This is a genomic window from Hydrogenophaga sp. A37 (assembly GCF_002001205.1).
Taxonomy (GTDB): Bacteria; Pseudomonadota; Gammaproteobacteria; order Burkholderiales; family Burkholderiaceae_C; genus Hydrogenophaga.
This window is the reverse complement of sequence record NZ_MUNZ01000073.1, coordinates 32,229-52,488: the sequence shown is the minus strand read 5'-3', so window position 1 is coordinate 52,488 and position 20,260 is coordinate 32,229. Positions and strand designations below refer to the sequence as shown.

Genomic DNA, 20,260 nt, shown 5'->3' with positions numbered 1-20,260 from the left:
TTGAAGACAGAACAGCCCGTGAAATCCCCACCCCCGCGACGGGCTCAGGCCGGGGCGGCGGTGTCACGAACTAGCAACAACTGCGCCACGACCGCCGCGGCGATGACGGCCGGGGCTTTGTCCACAATGCCCGGCAGCCCGATGGGGCAGGTGATGCGGTCCAGCTCGCCCGCGGTGAAGCCGCGCTCCGACAGCCGCCTTCGAAACGTCGCCCATTTGGTGCGGCTGCCAATCAGGCCCACGAACGGCAGGTCGTCCTGCGCGCGCTGGCGCTGCAGGCAGGCCGCCACGATGTCCAGGTCTTCGGCGTGGGAGAAGCTCATGATCAGCACCATCGAGCCGCCCGGGAGCTCGCGCACCGCCGCCTGCACCGGATCGGAGTGTTCGACCTGAACACCCATGGGCGGCGGCTCCGGAAACACGCCGTCGCGGCTGTCGATCCAGTGCACGGCAAACGGCAAAGGCGCCAGCGCCTGCACAATCGCCCGCCCCACGTGCCCCCCGCCAAACAACGCCAGCGGGGTCAGTGTCGGCGCCAGCCGCTTCCGCAGCGCATCGGCCTGCGTGGGCCCCACCGGCTCGAAACGCAGCCGCAGCGCGCCGCCGCAGCATTGCCCCAGGCTGGGGCCGAGCGTGACGCTGTGCTCCCAGGTGCTGCCTTCGCCTGAGGCCAGACGCTCGCGCGCCTGCCGCACCGCGTCCCACTCCAGGTGACCGCCGCCGATGGTGCCCACCTGCCCCTGGGGCCAGACCGCCATCCACGCACCCACCTCGCGCGGCACCGAGCCACGCGCCTGCACCACCGTCACCAGAACGGCGGGCTCCAGGGCCAGGTGCAGTAAAAAAGACTCCAGTTCCATGGGCGTGTGTGGCGTGCGAGCCAAAAAAATCCGGGAGAAAACGTCAACTGGGGCGCGAGCGTGCAGTATCCCCCGGCACCCCCCTTGGGCGGGCGGGCAAAGCCCCATACACTGCATCTCTCTGCCCGTATGGTCCCGGGCCGGAGCGGCCACAGGGCGGCCCTCCGGCACCACCGAACCGCCTGGAAGCACCACCCAAAGACCGCCATGAGCACATCACCGACCTCTCCCTCGTTCTCAGCGCACCGGCCCGCACTTCTCCAGCGCACGGCCGGCCTGCTGGGGGTCTGCATCGCCATGCTGCTGGTGGCCTGCGCCGCGCCCAAGCCCCCAGCCGACATGTCGGTGCCCGACCTGCCCCCGGTGATCGATGCCCCGATCGCGGACGCCCTTCCCCCGCCCACGCTGGTGTCGGAGGCGATCACGCCCCGCGAATACCGCCAGGACGGCGCCCGCCACCTCTACGGCAAGAACGCCCACCGCATCTTCAAAGGCAAGATGCCACCCCTGATGCACGCGGTCGGCGTGCTGCAGGTCGAACTCGACAACCGGGGCCTGGTGCGGCGCCTCAACTGGATGCGGGCGCCCAGCCATGCGCCCGATGTGGTGCTGGAAATCGAGCGCACGGTGTACGAAGCCTCTCCCTTCCCCGCCCCGGTGCGCCTGGGCGGCGTGACCTACACCGAGGTGTGGCTCTGGGACAAGAGCGGCAACTTCCAGCTCGACACGCTGACCGAAGGGCAACGCAGTAAATAAGGCTCCCCCCGCGCCGCCTGCGGCGTCACCCCCCAGGGGGCAACGCGGTGCGGCCCGGCAAAGCCGGTTCCGCCGCGTTCTGGGCTCACACAGCGCTCGCCGGAGACCGTGCCTTCACCCAGGATGCGGTGGAACCGGCTTTGCCGGGCCACTCGCATCGCCCCCTGGGGGGTGACGCGAAGCGGCGCGGGGGGTTAACTTCCTCTATATGTTGAATAGCTCCACGGGCTCACCAGCAGCGGCACGTGGTAGTGCTGGTCGGTGTGGGCCACGCCGAAATCGAGTGCCACGCGGTTGAGGAAATTGGGCTCGGGCAAGACCACGCCCTGGGCCGCGAAATAGCCCTTCACGTCGAACACCAGGCGGTAGGTGCCTTTTTTCAGGTTCGTGTTGTCGTACAGCGGCCCGTCCGGGTTGCGGCCGTCGGCGTTGAGCGCGAAGCGTTTGACCAGCGTGGCCACGTCGCCGTCGGTGGTGTAGAGCTCGACCGCCATGCCCGCCGCAGGGCAGCCATTCATCGTGTCCAGAACATGTGTGCTGAGGCCCATTGTCTTTTCCAGGTTGAATTCAGTCGACTGAAAGTGTATACACTTTTTGTTTTTCTGACTATGATGCCCGCATGGAAACCTCCAGCACCCGCTTGATCGTCGAGTCCCTGACCAAGGCCATCGTGGAGCACCGGTTGCACCCTGGCACCAAGCTGGCCGAGCAGAAGCTGGCCGACCACTTCGGCGTTTCACGCACCCTGGTCCGCCAGGCCTTGTTCCAGCTCTCGCAGAACCGACTGATCCGGCTGGAGCCGGCGCGTGGCGCCTTCGTGGCCGCGCCTTCGGTTGAGGAAGCCCAGCAGGTCTTTGCCGTGCGCCGCATGCTGGAGACCGAGATGACGCGCGCCTTTGTCAGACAAGTCACGCCAAGCAAGATCAAGGCCTTGCGCGACCATGTGGCCCAGGAAAAACGGGCGGTGGACCAACAGGACGTGTCGGGACGCACCGAGTTGCTGGGTGACTTCCACGTTCGTCTGGCCGAACTCATGGGCAACCAGGTGCTGGCAGAACTCTTGCGTGAGCTGATCTCGCGTTGCGCCCTCATCACGCTGATGTACCAGAGCACCAACGCGGCCGAACACTCCAACGAAGAGCACGCCGCCATCGTCAAGGCCCTGGCGGCGAAAGACGAAGAAGGCGCCGTGCGCCTGATGAATCAACACCTGATGCATGTGGAAGAAGGCCTGACCTTCGACCGCAAGCTGCCGAGCAACGACATCTCCCTCGCGCTCTCCTCATGACCGTCTACGACTCCACACTGCCCTACCCCCGCGACCTGGTCGGCTACGGCCGCGACGTGCCCCATGCGCGCTGGCCCAACGGCGCACGCATTGCCGTGCAGTTCGTGCTGAACTACGAAGAAGGCGGCGAGAACTCGGTGCTGCATGGCGACGCGGGCTCAGAGCAATTCCTCTCTGAAATGTTCAACCCGGCCTCGTTCCCAGACCGCCACATCAGCATGGAAGGCATCTACGAATACGGCTCGCGAGCCGGCGTCTGGCGGCTGCTGCGCGAGTTCGAAAAGCGTGGCTTGCCGCTCACGGTGTTTGGCGTGGCCACCGCGCTCGAAAAACACCCCGAGCTGACCGCGGCCTTCAAAGAGCTCGGGTACGACATCGCCTGCCACGGGCTGAAGTGGATCCATTACCAGCAAATCGACGAGGCCACCGAGCGCGCCCACATGGCCGAGGCCATGGCGATCCTCCAGCGGCTCACGGGCGAGCGCCCGCTGGGCTGGTACACCGGCCGTGACAGCCCGAACACGCGCCGCCTCGTGGCCGACTTCGGCGGCTTCGAGTACGACAGCGACTACTACGGCGAAGACCTGCCGTTCTGGATGAAAGTCCGCAAGACCGACGGCAGCGACGCGCACCAGCTCATCGTGCCGTACACGCTGGACTGCAACGACATGCGCTTCGCCCTGCCCCAGGGGTACTCGCACGCCGACCCGTTCTTCCAGTACATGAAGGACACGTTTGACGCGCTCTATGCCGAAGGCGACCCGGACATCGACCGTGGGGGCCTGGACCGGCCCAAGATGATGAGCATCGGCATGCACTGCCGCCTGCTCGGCCGCCCGGGCCGCATCACGGCGCTGCAGCGTTTCCTGGACCACATCCAGTCGCACGACCAGGTGTGGGTGGCGCGCCGCCTCGACATCGCGCGGCACTGGAAGGCCACGCACCCCGTGGCCGTTTGAGATGAACACCATGCCGATCACACTGGACCAACTCAACGCTGCGCCGCGGGCCGAGGCCGTGACGATGCTCGACGGCCTGTACGAACACTCGCCCTGGATCGCCGAAGCCGCGCTGAAGCAGCGCCCGTTCACCTCGCTCGCCGCCCTCAAACACGCCATGGTGTGCGTGCTCAACGAAGCGGGCGTCGAGCCGCAACTCGCCTTGATCCGCGCCCACCCCGAGCTGGCAGGCAAGGCCATGGTGAGCCAGACGCTGACGGCCGAGTCCACCAACGAACAGTCGAAAGCGGGCCTGACGAACTGCACGCCCGAAGAGTTCGCGCACATCCAGCAACTCAACGCCGACTACAACGCGAAGTTCGGCTTTCCCTTCATCCTCGCGGTGCGCGGCCCGCGCGGCACAGGCCTCAGCAAGGCACAGATCATCGCCACCTTCGAGCGCCGCCTGCACCACCCGGTGCACTTCGAGCGCGCCGAGTGCCTGCGCAATATTCACCGCATCGCCGAGATCCGGTTGAACGACAAGTTCGGCTTCGAACCCACGCTGGGCAACGCGGTGTGGGACCGGCATGAAGACCTCGCCCAGCACACCGACCCGGGTTATGCCGAGCTCGGTCAGCTCACCGTCACCTACCTGACGGATGCCCACCGCGCGTGTGCGGCGCAGCTGCAACGGCAAATGCTCGCGCTGGGGTTTGACGAGGCGCGCATCGACGCGGTGGGCAATGTGGTCGGGCTGTACCACGCCGGCCCTCACCCCAACCCTCTCCCAGAGGGAGAGGGAGTGAAGACCGGTTTCGCCGCCGGGCCGCCCCAAGGCGAAACACACCCCCTCGGGGGGCAGCGACCCGCGCAGCGGCGGAGCGTGGGGGCCAAAACCCTGCTCACGGGCAGCCACTACGACACCGTGCGCAACGGTGGCAAGTACGACGGGCGCCTCGGCATCTTTGTGCCCATGGCCTGCGTGCAACAGTTGCACGCTGAAGGGCGCAGGCTGCCTTTCGCCATCGAGGTGGTGGGCTTTGCCGAAGAGGAAGGCCAGCGCTACAAGGCCACCTTCCTGGGCTCGGGCGCGCTCACCGGCCACTTCAACCCGGCCTGGCTGGACCAGCAGGACGCCGACGGCATCACCATGCGCGCGGCCATGCAACACGCCGGGCTGCCCGCCACACTCGACGCCATCAGCGCGCTGCAACGAGACCCGGCCAACTACCTCGGCTTCGTCGAGGTGCACATCGAGCAGGGCCCGGTGCTCAACGAACTCGATCTGCCGCTGGGCATCGTCACCTCCATCAACGCCAGCGTGCGCTACCTGGGCGACGTGATCGGCATGGCCAGCCACGCCGGCACCACGCCCATGGACCGCCGCCGCGACGCCGCCTGCGCCGTGGCCGAACTCGCGCTCTACGCCGAACAACGCGCCGCCGCCGATGGCGACTCGGTCGCCACCATCGGCATGCTGCAGGTGCCCAACGGCTCCATCAATGTGGTGCCGGGCCGCTGCAGCTTCAGCCTCGACCTGCGCGCGCCCAGCGACGCACAGCGCGACGCGCTGGCGAAAAACGTGCTGGCGAAGCTCGACGACATCTGCCACCGCCGCGGCCTGCGCCACACGCTGGAAGAAACCATGCGCGCCGCCGCCGCACCGAGCGCCCCCGCCTGGCAGGCGCGCTGGGAAACCGCCGTGGCCGCGCTCGGTGTGCCGCTGCACCGCCTGCCCAGTGGCGCCGGCCACGACGCCATGAAGCTGCACGAGCTGATGCCACAGGCCATGCTCTTCGTGCGCGGCCAGAACAGCGGCATCAGCCACAACCCCCTTGAATCCACCACCAGCGACGACATGGACCTCTGCGTGCGCGCCTTTGCGCACCTGCTCGGCCAACTCGCCTCAGAACACCAAAGCTGAATCACCCATGACCACCGCCTATCAACAACTCGATCAATGGATCGACGCCCACTTTGACGAGCAAGTGACCTTCCTGCAAGAGCTCGTGCGCGTGCCCACCGACACGCCACCGGGCAACAACGCGCTGCACGCCGAACGCACGGCCGAACTGCTGGCCGCCATGGACCTGAATGCCGAAAGACACGCCGTGCCCGAGGCCGAGGTGAAGGCCGCTGGCCTGGAGACCATCACCAACCTGATCGTGCGCCGCCGCTTCGGCGACGGCGGCAAAACCATCGCGCTCAACGCCCACGGCGACGTGGTGCCGCCCGGCGAAGGCTGGACGCACGACCCTTATGGCGGTGAGATCGTGGACGGCAAGATCTACGGCCGTGCCACCGCGGTGAGCAAGGGCGACATCAGCAATTTCACCTTCGCGATCCGAGCCCTCGAATCGCTGGGCGCGCCACTCCAGGGCGGCGTGGAACTGCACGTGACCTACGACGAGGAATACGGCGGCGAGGTCGGCCCGGACTGGCTGCTCAAGAACGGCCTGACCAAGCCCGACCTGATGATCGCCGCCGGTTTCAGCTACCAGGTGGTGGTGGCGCACAACGGCTGCCTGCAGCTGGAGGTGACGGTGCACGGCGACATGGCGCACGCCGCCATTCCCGACAGCGGCACCGACGCGCTGCAGGGCGCGGTGCACATTCTCAACGCGCTCTACGCGCTCAACGCCGACTACCTGAAGGTCACGTCGAGCGTCGAAGGCATCACCCACCCCTACCTCAACGTGGGCCAGATCAGCGGCGGCACCAACACCAATGTGATCCCCGGCAAGGTGGTGCTCAAGGTGGACCGCCGCATGATCCCCGAAGAGGATCCGGCCGAGGTGGAAGCTTCGCTCCGCCGCACCATCGCCGAAGCCGCCGCCAGCTTCAACCCACCGCGTGGCGGGCGCGCCATCAGTGTGGACGTCAAACGCATCCTGCTGGCGCGCGCGCTCAAACCCCTGCCCGGCAACCAGCCGCTGGTCGAAGCGATCCAGAGGCACGGGAGCGAGCTGTTCGGCGAATCCATCCCCGCGGTGGGCACACCGCTTTACACCGACGTGCGCATCTATGGCGAACACGGCATTCCGGGCGTGATCTACGGCGCCGGTCCGCGCACGGTGCGCGAGTCCAATGCCAAACGGGCCGATGAAAACCTGGTGCTGGAAGACCTGCGGCGCGCCACCAAGGTGATCGCTCGCACGCTTCACGACCTGCTGAAATCCGCATAAACGCGTACAAGCCACCGTGCCACAATGACCGCCCGCCCACGCCGGGCGGCCCGCATCTGGAGACACCATGACCCCCGCCGAAGAAGCCCTGCGCGACGCCGCGTTTGAATACCACCGCTCGCCCAACCGGGGCAAGATTTCCGTCAACCCCACCAAGCCGCTGTCCAACCAGCGCGACCTGTCGCTGGCGTATTCGCCCGGTGTGGCCTACCCCTGTCTGGCCATCGAGGCCGACCCGTCGCTGGCGGCCGAGTACACCTCGCGCGGCAACCTGGTGGGCGTGATCACCAACGGCACCGCCGTGCTGGGCCTCGGCGACATCGGCCCGCTGGCGAGCAAGCCGGTGATGGAGGGCAAGGGCTGCCTGTTCAAGAAGTTCGCCGGCATCGACGTGTTCGACATCGAACTCGCCGAACGCGACCCGGACAAGCTGGTCGACATCATTGCCGCGCTGGAGCCCACGCTGGGCGGCGTGAACCTCGAAGACATCAAGGCGCCCGAGTGCTTCTACATCGAGAAGAAGCTGCGCGAGCGCATGAAGATCCCGGTCTTTCACGACGACCAGCACGGCACGGCCATCATCTCCAGCTCGGCGCTGATCAACGGCCTGGAGCTGGTGGGCAAAGACATCGGCCAGATCAAGATGGCGGTGTCGGGCGCGGGCGCTGCGGCCATCGCCTGCCTGGACCTCATGGTCAACCTCGGTGTGGCCATTGAAAACATCCTGGTCTGCGACTCCAAAGGTGTGATCCACACCGAGCGCGCCGACGCTGTCGCCGGCAAGCTCGACGAGTCCAAACAGCGCTACTGCCGAAGCACCACCGCGCGCACGCTGGCCGACGCCATGAACGGGGCCGACGTGTTCCTCGGCTGCTCCGCCGCGGGCGTGGTGGACGCCGACATGGTGATCAGCATGGGCCGGCAGCCCATCATCCTGGCGCTGGCCAACCCCGAGCCCGAGATCCGGCCCGAGATCGCCAAGGCCGCGCGGCCCGACTGCATCATCGCCACCGGCCGTTCGGACTACCCGAACCAGGTCAACAACGTGCTGTGTTTCCCGTACATCTTCCGCGGCGCACTCGATTGCGGCGCGACCAAGATCACGGAAGAAATGAAGATGGCCTGCGTGCGCCAGATCGCCGACCTGACCAAGGCCGAGATCAGCGACGAGGTGGCCGCCGCCTACGCCGGCCAGGAGCTGGTGTTCGGCCCCGACTACCTCATCCCCAAGGCCTTCGACACCCGCCTGATCCTGAAGATCGCGCCGGCCGTGGCCCAGGCCGCCGCCGACAGTGGCGTGGCCACGCGCCCCATCACCGACATGCAGGCCTACAAGGAGAGCCTGAGCCGCTTCGTCTACCAGACCGGCATCCTGATGCGGCCGATCTTCAACGCCGCCAAGGCACTGCCCGACAACCGCAAGCGCGTGGCCTACGCCGACGGTGAAGACGAGCGCGCACTGCGTGCCGCGCAGATGGCGATCGACGAGAAGCTGGCGGTGCCGATCCTGATCGGCCGTCCCGCCGTGATCGCCGCGCGCATCGAGAAGGCCGGCCTGCGCATCCGCCTGGGCGTGGACGTGGAGAACGTCAACCCCGAAGACGACCCGCGCTTCCGCCAGTACTGGGAGCAGTACCACAAGCTCATGGCCCGCAACGGCGCCTCGCCCGAAGTGGCCAAGGCCGCGGTGCGCCGCTCCAACACCATCATCGGTTCGCTGATGGTCTCGCTGGGCGATGCGGACGCGCTGATCTGCGGCCTGGTCGGCACCTATTCCACGCACCTGGAGCGCATCGACGCCATCCTCGGCAAACAAGCGGGCGTGGCCAACTACGCCGCCGTCAACGCGCTCATGACCGACCGTGGACCGCTCTTCATCACCGACACCTACGTCAACGAAGACCCGAGTGCCGAACAGCTGGCCGAGATCGCGTGGATGGCGGCGCAGCAGGTGCAGCGCTTCGGCATTCCACCCAAGGTGGCGTTCCTGTCGCATTCGAGCTTCGGCTCCAGCAAGCGCGCATCGGCGAAAAAGATGCGGGCTGCGCGCGACCTCTTCGTGGCGCAACACCCGGGCATCGAATGCGACGGCGAGCTGCACGGCGACGCGGCACTCAACCCGGAGATCCGCAACGCCTACATGGCCGACTCCACGCTCAGCGGCTCGGCCAACCTGCTGATCTGCCCGAACCTGGACGCCGCCAACATCCTCTACAACGTGCTCAAGACCACCACCAGCAGCGGTGTGACCGTGGGCCCGATGCTGATGGGCGTGGCGCGCACGGCGCACATCCTCACGCCCGCGGCCACGGTGCGCCGCGTGCTCAACATGACGGCCATGGCGGCGGCCAGTCCGCGCGGCTGAAGCAGCCTCCCCCACCCGAACACAAGGGCCCTGTGGCGACATGCCGCTCAGGGCCCTTTTTCGTGCATCACCCATCTTGTTTTGGTGCGGCCATGCGATGGCATGCACCATTTCAGGGTTAGTCAGGATGACGCCGGGCGCCGCACCGCCAAGAATCTGTATACACATTTTGTGTTCAGCTCGCTCGCCCCATTCGTTCGCTGGCACCGTTTTTGCTGTGTGGATGGGGCGCATGGGCTGTCTGCCTGTGTCCTCAACGCACCCGACCGGAGAACCCATGAACAAGCGCTTTTTTCTCAAGACCACCGCCGCGGTGGCCGCCGCAGCCGCTTTCGGCAGCGCCCATGCGCAAACCCCCATCAAGTTCCAGCTCGACTGGCGCTTCGAAGGCCCGGCCGCGCTGTTCCTGCAGTCCGCCGCCAAGGGCTACTACAAGGCCGCCGGCCTGGACGTGACCATCGACTCGGGCAACGGCTCGGGCGGTACCGTGACGCGCGTGGCCTCGGGCACCTACGACATGGGCTTCGCCGACATGGCCGCGCTGATGGAATTCCACGCCAACAACCCGGACGCGCCCAACAAGCCCGTGGCCGTGATGATGGTCTACAACAACACGCCCGCGGCCGTGCTGGCGCTCAAGAAGAGCGGCATCACCAAGCCAGCCGACCTGAACGGCAAGAAGCTTGGCGCCCCGGTGTTCGACGCCGGCCGCAAGGCCTTCCCAATCTTCCAGAAGGCCAACGGCATCAGCAACGTGGCCTGGACCTCGATGGACCCGCCGCTGCGCGAAACCATGCTGGTGCGCGGCGACATCGAGGCCATCACCGGCTTCTCGTTCACCTCGCTGCTCAACCTCGAAGCGCGTGGCGTGAAGGCCGAAGACGTGGTGATCCTGCCCTACGCCGATTTCGGCGTGAAGCTCTACGGCAACGTGGTGATCGCCAGCCCCAAACTGATCAAGGAGAACCCGGCCGCCGTCAAGGCCTTCCTCGCTTCTTTCGCCAAGGGCGCCAAGGAAGTCATGGCCAACCCGGTCGCCGGCATCGAGACCGTGAAGGCGCGCGACGGCATCATCAACGTGGCGCTGGAGACCCGCCGCCTGCAACTCGCCGTGGACTCGGTGGTCGCCAGCCCCGACGCGCGCAAAGAAGGCTTCGGCCAGGTCAACCCGGGCCGCATGAGCCTGATGGCCTCGCAGGTGTCCGACGCCTACGGCACCAAGAACCGCGTCGACCCCAAGGCGGTCTGGGACGGCTCCATGCTGCCCACGGCGGCCGAGCTCAACGTGCTGCCGCCCGTCAAGAAATAAGCGGGCTCGCCCCCGTTTTTTGGATGGGCCAGTTCCTCACGGAGCTGGCCTTTTTTTCAGGACCGCCCCATGACAGATGCTTCTCCCGCACCCACCGCAGAAAAACCCTTCGTCGACTTCGACCAGGTCTGGCTGGCCTACAACGACGAGCTGCTGGCCAAGAACACGTTCGCGGTCGAAGACATCAACCTCAAGGTGAAGAAGGGCGAGTTCATCGCCATCGTCGGCCCATCGGGCTGCGGCAAGTCCACCTTCATGAAGCTCACCACCGGCCTGAAGATGCCGAGCATGGGCAAGATCACCATCGACGGCCAGCCGGTCACCGGCCCGCTGAAGATCTCGGGCATGGCCTTCCAGGCGCCTTCGCTGTTGCCCTGGCGCACCACGCTGGACAACGTGCTGCTGCCGCTGGAGATCGTCGAGCCGTTTCGCAGCCAGTTCAAGGACCGCCGCAAGGAGTTTGAAGAGCGCGCCAGCCGCCTGCTGACCAGCGTGGGCCTGGGCGGCATGGAAAAGAAGTTTCCCTGGGAGCTCTCGGGCGGCATGCAGCAGCGCGCCAGCATCTGCCGCGCGCTGATCCACGAGCCCAAGATGCTGCTGCTCGACGAGCCCTTCGGCGCACTCGACGCCTTCACGCGCGAAGAGCTCTGGTGCACGCTGCGCGACCTGTGGGAGGCGCAGCGATTCAACGTGATCCTGGTCACCCACGACCTGCGCGAGAGCGTGTTCCTGGCCGACACCGTGTACTGCATGAGCCGCAGCCCCGGGCGGTTTGTGGTGCAGCGCGAAATCGACATCCCGCGCACGCGCGACCTGGAGGTGACGTACACGCCGCAGTTCACAGACATCGTGCACGAGCTGCGCGGGCACATTGGAGCCATGCGGGGAGCTCCCCCCGCGCCGGCCTGACGGCCGTCACCCCCCAGGGGGCGGCATGGGCGGCCCGGCAAAGCCGGTTCCGCGATGCCCTCGGTTGAAGACACCTCGCTCGCCGTTTTTTCTCTCTCTTCCGTTTTGGAGTTCTCACCATGAACAAAAAACAAGTCGAACGCTGGTCGCCCTTTTTGCTGCTGCTCGCGATCATCGTGATCTGGGAGGTGATCTGCAGCGGCTTTGGTGTGTCCGAATTCATCTTCCCCAGCCCCTCGCGCATCTGGGAACAGACGATGGAGCACAAGGTCACCATCCTCGGCCACGCCTGGCGCACCTTCTGGGTGACGATGGCGGGCTTTGGCATCGCCATCGTGGTGGGTGTGCTCGGTGGCTTTCTCATCGGCAGCTCGCGCCTGGCCTACGCCGCCATCTACCCGCTCATGACGGCCTTCAACGCGCTGCCCAAAGCCGCTTTCGTGCCCATCCTCGTGGTGTGGTTCGGCATCGGTGTGGGCCCGGCCATTCTGACCGCGTTCCTCATCAGCTTCTTCCCCATCATGGTCAACATCGCGACGGGTCTGGCCACGCTGGAGCCCGAGCTCGAAGACGTGTTGCGCGTGCTCGGCGCCAAGCGCTGGGACGTGCTCACCAAGGTCGGCCTGCCACGCTCCATGCCCTACTTCTTCGGCTCGCTCAAGGTCGCCATCACGCTGGCCTTCGTGGGCACCACGGTGTCGGAAATGACAGCATCGAACGAAGGCATCGGCTACCTGCTGATCTCGGCCGGCAGCTCCATGCAGATGGGCCTGGCGTTCAGCGGCCTGCTGGTGGTGGGCGCGATGGCGATGGCGATGTACGAGCTGTTCAGCTTCGTCGAAAAGCACACCACAGGCTGGGCACACCGCGGATCACAGGGCTAACCCCCCGCGCCGCCTGCGGCGTCACCCCCCAGGGGGCGACACTGGCGGCCCGGCGAAGCCGGTTCCGCGGTGTCCTGGGCGGGAGGTCATTCCGCTCCGGTCAGGTGGTCTGAATCCATTCGTTTTGCCATGAACTCCGATCAAGTCCTTCGTCATCTGCGTCGTGCCAATCAAGTCGCCCTGCGTGCCGCCAGCATGGGCCGCCACCCGTTTGGCGCCTTGCTGGTCGCGCCCGATGGCGAGACGGTGCTGGCCGAGCAAGGCAACATCGACACCGTGAACCACGCCGAGTCCACGCTGGCGCGCATCGCGGCAGACAACTGGCCCGGCGCCTACCTCGCGCGCTGCACGCTGGTGACCACTTTCGAGCCCTGCGCGATGTGCACCGGCACGGCCTACTGGGCCAACATCGGCCGCATCGTCTACGGCGCGAGCGAAGCGGCTTTGCTCGCGCTCACCGGCAGCCACGAAGAAAACCCCACGCTGTCCCTGCCCTGCCGCGAGCTGATTGCACGCGGGCAGAAAGCCATCGAAGTGATCGGCCCCGTCCCCGAACTGGAAGCCGAGATGCTGGCCCCACACCGCGACTTCTGGTCGGTGCGCTGAGAGGGAACGCCCCCGGCCAGCTCAAGTTCAGGGCAGTGCCGTCGAAAGGACAGAAGGACACGCTGTCCCTGTGTCACACCATGAACGCACCCGAACGGAACCTTGCCGTGCCCAGCCCGGCCGCGCTGCAGCGCACGACCCATTGGCTGGAGCGGCTGGCGGCGGTGCGCCTGCCGCTGCTCAGCCCGCCCCACACGCTGCAGCGCTTGCTCGGCGCCAACATCAGCGTGCGCGATCTGCTGGAATGGATCGAGGCCGACCCACCCCTGGCGGTTGAAGTGATCGTGGGCGCCTGCAACGCCCTGCGCCCCAGCGGCAAACCCCTGCAAGGCCTGCAACACGCGGTCAACCTGCTGGGCATCGAGCGCATCCAGGGCCTGATCCGGGCGCGGCGCGACCGGCCACTGGACCTGGCCCATCCCGCGCACCAGGCGGTGTTGCAGGCCATGGCCACCAGCCGCCTGGCCTGTCTCTTCACCGACCACTGGACCGCCCTGCACTCAGGCACCGACCCCGAACCCCTGATCTGGAACACGGCCTTGCTGGGCGTGGCGCGCTGGAAGCTCCCGCTGGCCGCGCCGAACGAAGCCGCCGAGATCGAGCGCTGGGTGGCCGCCGGCCAACACCGCGCCACCGCCGAACGCGCGCTGCTCGGCATCACGCTCGACGAACTGATCCCCGCGCACCTGAAGGCGCTGGGCCTGCCACCCGTGGCGCCACCGCTGCCGCCCCGCTTGCTGGCCGAAGCGGCCCGCTTGGCCTGGACCGGGCCCGTCGCGCCCGAGGTGCCCGCCGCCTGCCTGCAGGCCCTGCAACAGCCCGGTGCCGTCTGCGGCATCGCCCAGGGCCTGGCCCAGTCGGTGCAAGACAGCTGGTACAGTGCGCGCACGCGCACCTGGATGGCGGTGGCGGCGGTCCACATGAACCAACCCCTGGCGCGCCTGCGGGCCGACCTGCTGCAGCTGGCGCTGCACGCCAGCCAGGAGACCAGCTTCACCCGATCCCTCGTGGCGCCCGCGGCGCGACTGCTGTGGGCACCCCCACCCCCTCGCCGCGCCGCCCGCGCGGTGTCCGTCGGACCGCGCACGGTGGCCCCAGCGACACCCCGACAGCGCAGCCCCGGCCGCATCGAGCCCGCTGCACACGCGGGCCTCGATCCCCCGCGCCAGGGCCAGCCCCAAGACCTGCGTGCGCTGTTCTCGAACACCCTTCAGACCCTCACGCAGGCACTGGGCTTGCGCCGCTGCGCGCTGTTCCTGAGGGCCAACGACGGCGTTCGCCTCGGTTGTGTCTTCGCACACGGGTTCGACGGCACCGCCGTTGTGCGCGGGCAGAGCTTCCCGTTGGAGGACGGGCAGTTGCCCCATCGCATGATGCAGCGCGCCTCCGCCTTCCTGTGGGTTCGCGACACCCAGGCGGGCGCGGCCCGGCAGCAACTGCCCGCCGTGCTCGCACCGCTGGTGCTGGACAGCGGGCTGGCCCTGGCCGTGGTGGACGTGGGCGGTCAACCCAAGGGCCTGTGGTGGGTCGACACCGGCAGCACCGACCGACCGCTGGACGCCGCCACCTGCGCCGCCTTTCAGAAGTTCGCCCGGACCTTCGGTGCGGATTTCGCCCGGCTCACCCAAGCACCGGCCTCGCCACGGTTGCAGCCCCTGCGTCCGGCCATCGCCGAACCGGCCTGAGTGCCCCCGTAAACTCGCGGCATGCCCTGGCACGCCCACCTGAATCTCGACTACCGCCTCGACGCCCAGCGCACCGTGCTGCGCCATCAACACGACGGTCCGCTGCGCATCTTCAAGAGCCTGTACCCCGAGGGCGACGTGATCTGCCACAACGTCATCATCCACCCGCCCGGTGGCTTGGTGGGTGGCGATGTGCTGGACGTGAAGGTGCACGTGGGCCGCGGCGCGCACGGCCTCATCAGCACCCCGGGCGCGACGCGGTTCTATGCGTCCGACGGCCTGCCGACCACCCAGCAGGTGGCGCTGACACTCGACGCGGGCGCACGCCTGGAGTGGCTGCCACTCGAAGCCATTGCTTACCCGGGCTGCCAGGCTCACAACACGCTCACCGCCACGCTGGCCGAAGGCGCCGAGCTGCTGGCCTGGGACGTCACCGCGCTGGGCCTGCCCACCGCCGGCCAACCCTTCAACGAAGGCCGCTACAGCCAGCGGCTGGAGCTGCCCGGCCTCTGGCTGGAGCAGGCCCGCATCGACGCCGCCGACACCCGCTTGCTCGAATCGCCGCTCGGCCTGGGCGGGCAGCGCTGCATGGGCACGCTGCTGCTGGCCTGCGGCAGCCCACTCGGGCGCGCGCGGCAGGAGCTGCTGCTGGAGGCCGTGCGCGCGACCATCGCCGAGTGGCCGGCAGGGGTGCAGGCGGCGGCCACCTGCCCGAACCCGCAGATGCTGGTGCTGCGCGCCATGGCGCCGCTGGTGGAGCCGTTGATGCTGGGCTTGCAGCGGGCCTGGGCGGCGCTGCGCCCGGCCGCCTGGGGCCTGGCGGACACCCCACCACGCATCTGGCGGGTCTGATACGGCGCCAAAAAGCGCCGCTTTTGCGGCCTTGTTTTGCCCATAGGCCCCGGAACGGGCGTCACACAATGGTGGCAGGCCCCCGAGCGTTCCGCGCTCCCGTTTCACTTTTTTCCGGACCGCCCCACCCGATCTGCCCATGGAGCCCGATCTCTACGACGCCCGCGCGCTCGTCATCGACGGCAATCCGCAATCGCGCTCCATCATCGTGGGCCAGTTGCGCGAAGCCGGCGTGGGGGTCATCGTGCAATGCACGCGGCTGATCGACGCACGCACCAAGCTGGAGATGGGCACCTACGACGTGGTGATCTCCGAGCAGTACTTCGAGCGCGAAAACATCACGGGCCAGGACCTGCTGGACGACCTGCGCCGCAACCAGTTGCTGCCGTTCTACACGGTGTTCGTGATGGTGACCTCGGAGTCTTCGTACAGCAAGGTGGCCGAAGCGGCCGAGTCGGCGCTCGACGCCTACCTGCTCAAGCCCCACACGGCGGCCGGCCTGGTCGAGCGCATCCGCCAGGCGCGCGTCCGAAAGCAGGCGCTCAAAGAGATCTTCACCGCCATTGAGGCCGAACGCTTCGACGACGCCGGCGAGCTGTGCAAACAGCACTTTGCGGCCCGCAAGCCCTATTGGCTGTACGCCGCGCGCATTGGCGCCGAGTTGATGCTGCGCAACGGCCACATGGCCGACGCCGAGAAGCTCTATGAAGCGGTGGTCGAGGCCAAGACCCTGCCCTGGGCCAAGCTCGGCGTGGCGCGTGCACAGCTCGAAGCCGGCTACCCGCAACGCGCGACCACCACACTGGAAGGCCTGATCGAAACCGAGCCTGGCTACACCGACGCCTACGACGTCATGGGCCGCGCGCAGTTCGAACTGGGCAACTTCAAGAACGCGCTGGCCACCTTCAAGATGTCCACCCAGCTCACCCCCTCGTCGGTGAACCGCCTGCTCAAGCACGGCATGATGGCCTGGTACGCGGGCGAGCGCGACGAGGGCGTGGAGCTGCTCGATCGCGCCACCCGCATCGGCCTGGACTCCAAGCTCTACGACGCGCAGGCGCTGGTGCTGCTCGCCTTCGCCAAGCTGGACAACAACGACCAACGGGGCCTGTTGCGCTGTCGGGGCCACCTTGAACACCTGCGGGACAAGAACCCTAGCGCCCGCAACCAGCGTCTGCTGGAGGTGATCGAGGCCCTGCAGGCGATCCTGGACTACCAGACCGCGCGCGCCCTCGACGAGGTGCGCCGCATGGCCAAGACCATCGCACAACCCGCGTTTGATTTTGAATCGGCGAGCAACCTGCTGGCGCTGATGACGCGGCTGGCGGCACGCTCGATCCAGCTCTACGAGGTGGACGCGGCGGTGGACACCATGGCGATGCGTTTCTGCACCAGCCGCGCGCTCACCGAGCTGCTGGCCTGCGCGGCGGTGGGCCGCAGCGACTTCACCGATCGGGTGCACGCGGCCCATGCGCAGATCCTCAAGCTCACCGAGCAGGCCATGACCCTGAGCCTCAAGGGCGATCCGCAGGCGGCAGTGATCAGTCTCCTGGAAGCCGGCGAACAGACGCTCAACGCCAAGCTGATCGAATCGGCCCACCTGGTCTTGCAGCGCTACGAGGCACGCATCCCCGATCACGCAGCGCTCAGGCTTCAGGCGCAAGGCTTGCGCGAGCGCTACCGCACCGCCGACATCCACGCCGGGCTGGGCGAGCAGGCGCACACCGGCCGCGCTGCGGGTGGACTCTCGCTGCCCTCCGGCTACAAGCCACCCGCCAAAAACGAAGGCCTGCTGGCCAGCATGAACGCCATGGGGACCTGAAGCGACAGAGCGTGGGTTGAAGAATTCAGCGCCGGGCCGCCCCAAGCTGAATTCGCTCCCCCTCGGGGGGCAGCGACCCGCGCAGCGGTGGAGCGTAGGGGCTCAAATCGCCACGAGCTGGCGAATGCCTTTGCTCTGCATCTCGCTGCCCGGGCCGCTGGCGATCACTTCGCCGCGCTCCATCACCACGTACTGGTCGGCGAGTTCTTCGGCGAAGTCGTAGTACTGCTCTACCAACACGATGCCCATGTTGCCGCGGTCGGCGAGCATGCGGATCACCTTGCCGATGTCTTTGATGATGTTGGGCTGGATGCCTTCGGTGGGCTCGTCGAGGATCAGCAGTTTCGGCCCAGCCGCGAGCGCGCGGGCAATGGCCAGCTGCTGTTGCTGCCCACCCGAGAGGTCACCGCCACGGCGACCGAGCATCTGCTTCAACACCGGAAACAGCTCGAACAGCTCGGCCGGAATCGGCGTACTGCCCTTCTTGTAGGCCAGGCCCATCAGCAGGTTTTCCTGCACCGTCAGGCGGCCAAAGATCTCGCGCCCCTGCGGCACGAAACCCACGCCCATGCGGGCGCGTTCGTAGGGGGTGGATTTGTCGATGGCCACGCCATCGAGCGCGATGCTGCCGCTCTTGATGGGCACCAGGCCCATGAGCGATTTCAGCAGCGTGGTCTTGCCCACGCCGTTGCGGCCGAGCACCACCGTCACCTTGCCGAGTTCGGCGGTGAGGTTGACGTTGCGCAGGATGTGGCTGCCGCCGTAGTACTGGTTGACGTCTTTGACTTCGAGCAGGTTCATGGTGTGTCCTCAGCGTCCCAGATAAACCTCAATGACCCGTTCGTCGGCCTGCACCTCATCGAGCGTGCCCTCGGCCAACACAGACCCGTCACACAACACCGTGACCTTCTCCGAGATGGTGCGGATGAAGCTCATGTCGTGCTCCACCACCATCAAAGAGTGTTTGCCTTTCAGCGTCAGGAACAGCTGCGCCGTGCGCTCCGTTTCTTCGTCGGTCATGCCCGCCACGGGTTCATCCAGCAGCAGCAGTTTCGGGTCCTGCATCAGCAGCATGCCGATCTCCAGCCACTGCTTCTGCCCATGGCTCAGGTTGCCCGCCTGGCGCGCCGCGCTGTCGGCCAGGTGGATGGTGGTCAGCACCTCGCCCAGGCGGTCCTTCTCTTCGCCGGTGGGGCGGAACACCATGCTGTGGCGCACGCGCTTGTCGGTCGCCAGCGCCAGCTCCAGGTTCTCGAACACGCTGAGTTGCTCGAACACCGTGGGCTTCTGGAACTTGCGGCCGATGCCTAAAGCGGCGATCTCGGGCTCGCGGTAGCGCAGCAGGTCGATGGTGCTGCCGAAGAACACCGTGCCCTTGTCGGGCCGGGTCTTGCCGGTGATGATGTCCATCATCGTGGTCTTGCCAGCGCCGTTGGGGCCGATGATGCAGCGCAGCTCGCCGGGCGCGATGTCCAGGCTCAGGCCGTTGATGGCCTTGAAGCCGTCGAAGCTCACGTGCACGTCTTCGAGGTAGAGGATGCGGCCGTGCGTGGTGTCCACCTCACCGGCCCTGGCGATGCGGCCGTAGGCCGCAGCGCGGCCACCCGACTCGGTCTGACGCGTTGTGTCGAGCGCGTGAATTTTCTGAAAGCGTTGCGCGCCTTCTTCCATCAGGTCGGGCGTCATGCTTTCGCTCCTTTGCCCATGCGCAGCTTCTTGACCAACCCCACCACCCCTTGCGGCATCCACAACGTGACGGCGATGAACAGCGCGCCCAGGAAGTACAGCCAGTACTCGGGGAAGCTCACGGTGAGCCAGCTCTTGGCGCCGTTGACGATGAAGGCGCCGATGATGGGGCCGACCAGCGTGGCACGACCACCGACCGCGGCCCAGACCGCGATCTCGATGCTGGCGGCGGTGCTCATCTCACCGGGGTTGATGATGCCGACCTGCGGCACGTACAGCGCCCCGGCGATGCCGCACATCACGGCCGAAATCGTCCAGATGGTGAGCTTGTAGGGCAGCGGGTTGTAGCCGCAGAACATGACGCGGCTCTCGGCGTCGCGCACCGCCTGCAGCACCCGGCCGAATTTGCTGTTGACCAGCCAGCGCGCCCAGAGGAAGAAGCCCAGCAGCACCAGGCCGGTGATGACGAACAGCGTCATGCGCATCTCTTGCGTGGCCAGCGGCATGCCGAGGATGCGTTTGAAATCGGTGAAGCCGTTGTTGCCGCCCATGCCGGTCTCGTTGCGGAAGAACAGCAGCAGCGCGGCAAAGGTGAGCGCCTGCGTGATGATGGAGAAGTACACGCCCTTGATGCGCGAGCGGAAGGCGAAGTAGCCGAACACGAAGGCCACGATGCCCGGCACCAGCACGATCAGCAGCAGCGTGGCGATGAAGCTGTCAGACAGCGCCCAGTGCCAGGGCAGTTCCTTCCAGTCCAGAAAGACCATGAAGTCGGGCAGATCACTTTTGTAGTTGCCGTCGGTGCCGATCTGGCGCATGAGGTACATGCCCATCACGTAGCCACCGAGCGCGAAGAACAGGCCGTGGCCCAGGCTCAGGATGCCGGTGTAGCCCCAGATCAAATCCATGGCCAGCGCGCAGATGGCGTAACACATGATCTTGCCCAGCAGGCCGACCATGTAGTCGGAGAGGTGGAACACGCTGTCCGCCGGCACCAGCAGGTTCAGCGCGGGCGCCACGGCACAGACCACGAGCAGCGCCACCAGCGCACCGCTCCAGCCGGTGCGGGTGAGCAAGGGGCCGGCCTGCGGCAGGATGACGGGGAGGGACAT

The 20,260-nt window shown here is 67.0% G+C and carries 18 protein-coding genes; 13 read left to right on the top strand and 5 right to left on the bottom strand.

The features are described 5' to 3' along the window. Nucleotides 1-44: 44 nt before the first annotated feature. Nucleotides 45-860 carry a xanthine dehydrogenase accessory protein XdhC gene (gene xdhC, locus B0E41_RS05870; RefSeq protein WP_077329882.1) on the bottom strand — a complete coding sequence of 272 codons (816 nt, stop codon included), beginning with the start codon at nucleotides 858-860 and terminating at the stop codon, nucleotides 45-47. Nucleotides 861-1,157: 297 nt separating this feature from the next. On the opposite strand from xdhC, the gene B0E41_RS05865 reads away from it, so the two are divergent. Next, the gene (locus B0E41_RS05865) at nucleotides 1,158-1,616 is read left to right on the top strand and encodes a hypothetical protein (protein ID WP_143433689.1); all 459 of its coding nucleotides are present in this window, start codon (nucleotides 1,158-1,160) and stop codon (nucleotides 1,614-1,616) included. A gap of 194 nt (nucleotides 1,617-1,810) precedes the next feature. Here the strand turns inward: B0E41_RS05865 and uraH are convergent, their stop codons facing one another. Next, the gene (gene uraH, locus B0E41_RS05860; RefSeq protein ID WP_077329880.1) at nucleotides 1,811-2,164 is read right to left on the bottom strand and encodes a hydroxyisourate hydrolase; all 354 of its coding nucleotides are present in this window, start codon (nucleotides 2,162-2,164) and stop codon (nucleotides 1,811-1,813) included. 71 nt (nucleotides 2,165-2,235) lie between these two features. Between uraH and B0E41_RS05855 the strand changes: the two genes are divergently transcribed. From B0E41_RS05855 to B0E41_RS05800, 12 genes are all read left to right on the top strand, one after another. Continuing rightward, nucleotides 2,236-2,904, top strand: a complete 669-nt coding sequence (locus B0E41_RS05855) for a GntR family transcriptional regulator (RefSeq protein WP_077329878.1) — start codon at nucleotides 2,236-2,238, stop codon at nucleotides 2,902-2,904. Beyond that, entirely contained in the window at nucleotides 2,901-3,863 is a 963-nt protein-coding gene (puuE, locus tag B0E41_RS05850) for an allantoinase PuuE (protein ID WP_077329876.1), read from the top strand. The genes B0E41_RS05855 and puuE overlap by 4 nt, the downstream gene beginning before the upstream one ends. A 10-nt stretch (nucleotides 3,864-3,873) precedes the next feature. Next, complete coding sequence (uraD, locus tag B0E41_RS05845) at nucleotides 3,874-5,769, top strand: 2-oxo-4-hydroxy-4-carboxy-5-ureidoimidazoline decarboxylase (protein WP_077329956.1); 1,896 nt, start codon at nucleotides 3,874-3,876, stop codon at nucleotides 5,767-5,769. A gap of 7 nt (nucleotides 5,770-5,776) precedes the next feature. Then, nucleotides 5,777-7,030: a M20/M25/M40 family metallo-hydrolase gene (locus tag B0E41_RS05840; protein ID WP_077329874.1), complete on the top strand. Its 1,254-nt coding sequence runs from the start codon at nucleotides 5,777-5,779 to the stop codon at nucleotides 7,028-7,030. 67 nt (nucleotides 7,031-7,097) lie between these two features. After that, nucleotides 7,098-9,395 (top strand): NADP-dependent malic enzyme, encoded by a 2,298-nt coding sequence (locus B0E41_RS05835; protein ID WP_077329872.1) that lies wholly within the window; start codon nucleotides 7,098-7,100, stop codon nucleotides 9,393-9,395. A gap of 277 nt (nucleotides 9,396-9,672) precedes the next feature. Beyond that, nucleotides 9,673-10,704 (top strand): ABC transporter substrate-binding protein, encoded by a 1,032-nt coding sequence (locus tag B0E41_RS05830; RefSeq protein ID WP_077329870.1) that lies wholly within the window; start codon nucleotides 9,673-9,675, stop codon nucleotides 10,702-10,704. A 69-nt stretch (nucleotides 10,705-10,773) separates the two neighbouring features. After that, nucleotides 10,774-11,613 carry an ABC transporter ATP-binding protein gene (locus B0E41_RS05825; protein WP_077329868.1) on the top strand — a complete coding sequence of 280 codons (840 nt, stop codon included), beginning with the start codon at nucleotides 10,774-10,776 and terminating at the stop codon, nucleotides 11,611-11,613. A gap of 119 nt (nucleotides 11,614-11,732) precedes the next feature. Continuing rightward, nucleotides 11,733-12,497, top strand: a complete 765-nt coding sequence (locus tag B0E41_RS05820) for an ABC transporter permease (protein WP_077329866.1) — start codon at nucleotides 11,733-11,735, stop codon at nucleotides 12,495-12,497. 129 nt (nucleotides 12,498-12,626) lie between these two features. Next, entirely contained in the window at nucleotides 12,627-13,103 is a 477-nt protein-coding gene (locus B0E41_RS05815; RefSeq protein WP_077329864.1) for a nucleoside deaminase, read from the top strand. A gap of 80 nt (nucleotides 13,104-13,183) precedes the next feature. Continuing rightward, on the top strand, nucleotides 13,184-14,788 hold the full coding sequence (locus B0E41_RS05810; RefSeq protein ID WP_077329862.1) for a hypothetical protein: 1,605 nt from the start codon (nucleotides 13,184-13,186) through the stop codon (nucleotides 14,786-14,788). 21 nt (nucleotides 14,789-14,809) lie between these two features. Further along, on the top strand, nucleotides 14,810-15,640 hold the full coding sequence (locus tag B0E41_RS05805; RefSeq protein ID WP_077329860.1) for an urease accessory protein UreD: 831 nt from the start codon (nucleotides 14,810-14,812) through the stop codon (nucleotides 15,638-15,640). A 139-nt stretch (nucleotides 15,641-15,779) separates the two neighbouring features. Next, nucleotides 15,780-17,462 carry a response regulator gene (locus tag B0E41_RS05800; RefSeq protein WP_077329858.1) on the top strand — a complete coding sequence of 561 codons (1,683 nt, stop codon included), beginning with the start codon at nucleotides 15,780-15,782 and terminating at the stop codon, nucleotides 17,460-17,462. A 102-nt stretch (nucleotides 17,463-17,564) separates the two neighbouring features. Here the strand turns inward: B0E41_RS05800 and urtE are convergent, their stop codons facing one another. The 3 genes from urtE to urtC are packed head-to-tail and all read right to left on the bottom strand — an operon-like array spanning nucleotide 17,565 to nucleotide 20,260. Further along, nucleotides 17,565-18,257, bottom strand: a complete 693-nt coding sequence (urtE, locus tag B0E41_RS05795; RefSeq protein WP_077329954.1) for an urea ABC transporter ATP-binding subunit UrtE — start codon at nucleotides 18,255-18,257, stop codon at nucleotides 17,565-17,567. Between the two features lie 15 nt (nucleotides 18,258-18,272). Continuing rightward, nucleotides 18,273-19,148 carry an urea ABC transporter ATP-binding protein UrtD gene (urtD, locus tag B0E41_RS05790; protein WP_077329856.1) on the bottom strand — a complete coding sequence of 292 codons (876 nt, stop codon included), beginning with the start codon at nucleotides 19,146-19,148 and terminating at the stop codon, nucleotides 18,273-18,275. After that, a complete protein-coding gene (urtC, locus tag B0E41_RS05785; RefSeq protein ID WP_077329952.1) occupies nucleotides 19,145-20,260 on the bottom strand; it encodes an urea ABC transporter permease subunit UrtC in 1,116 nt (371 codons plus the stop codon). Before urtC ends, urtD begins: the two co-directional genes overlap by 4 nt.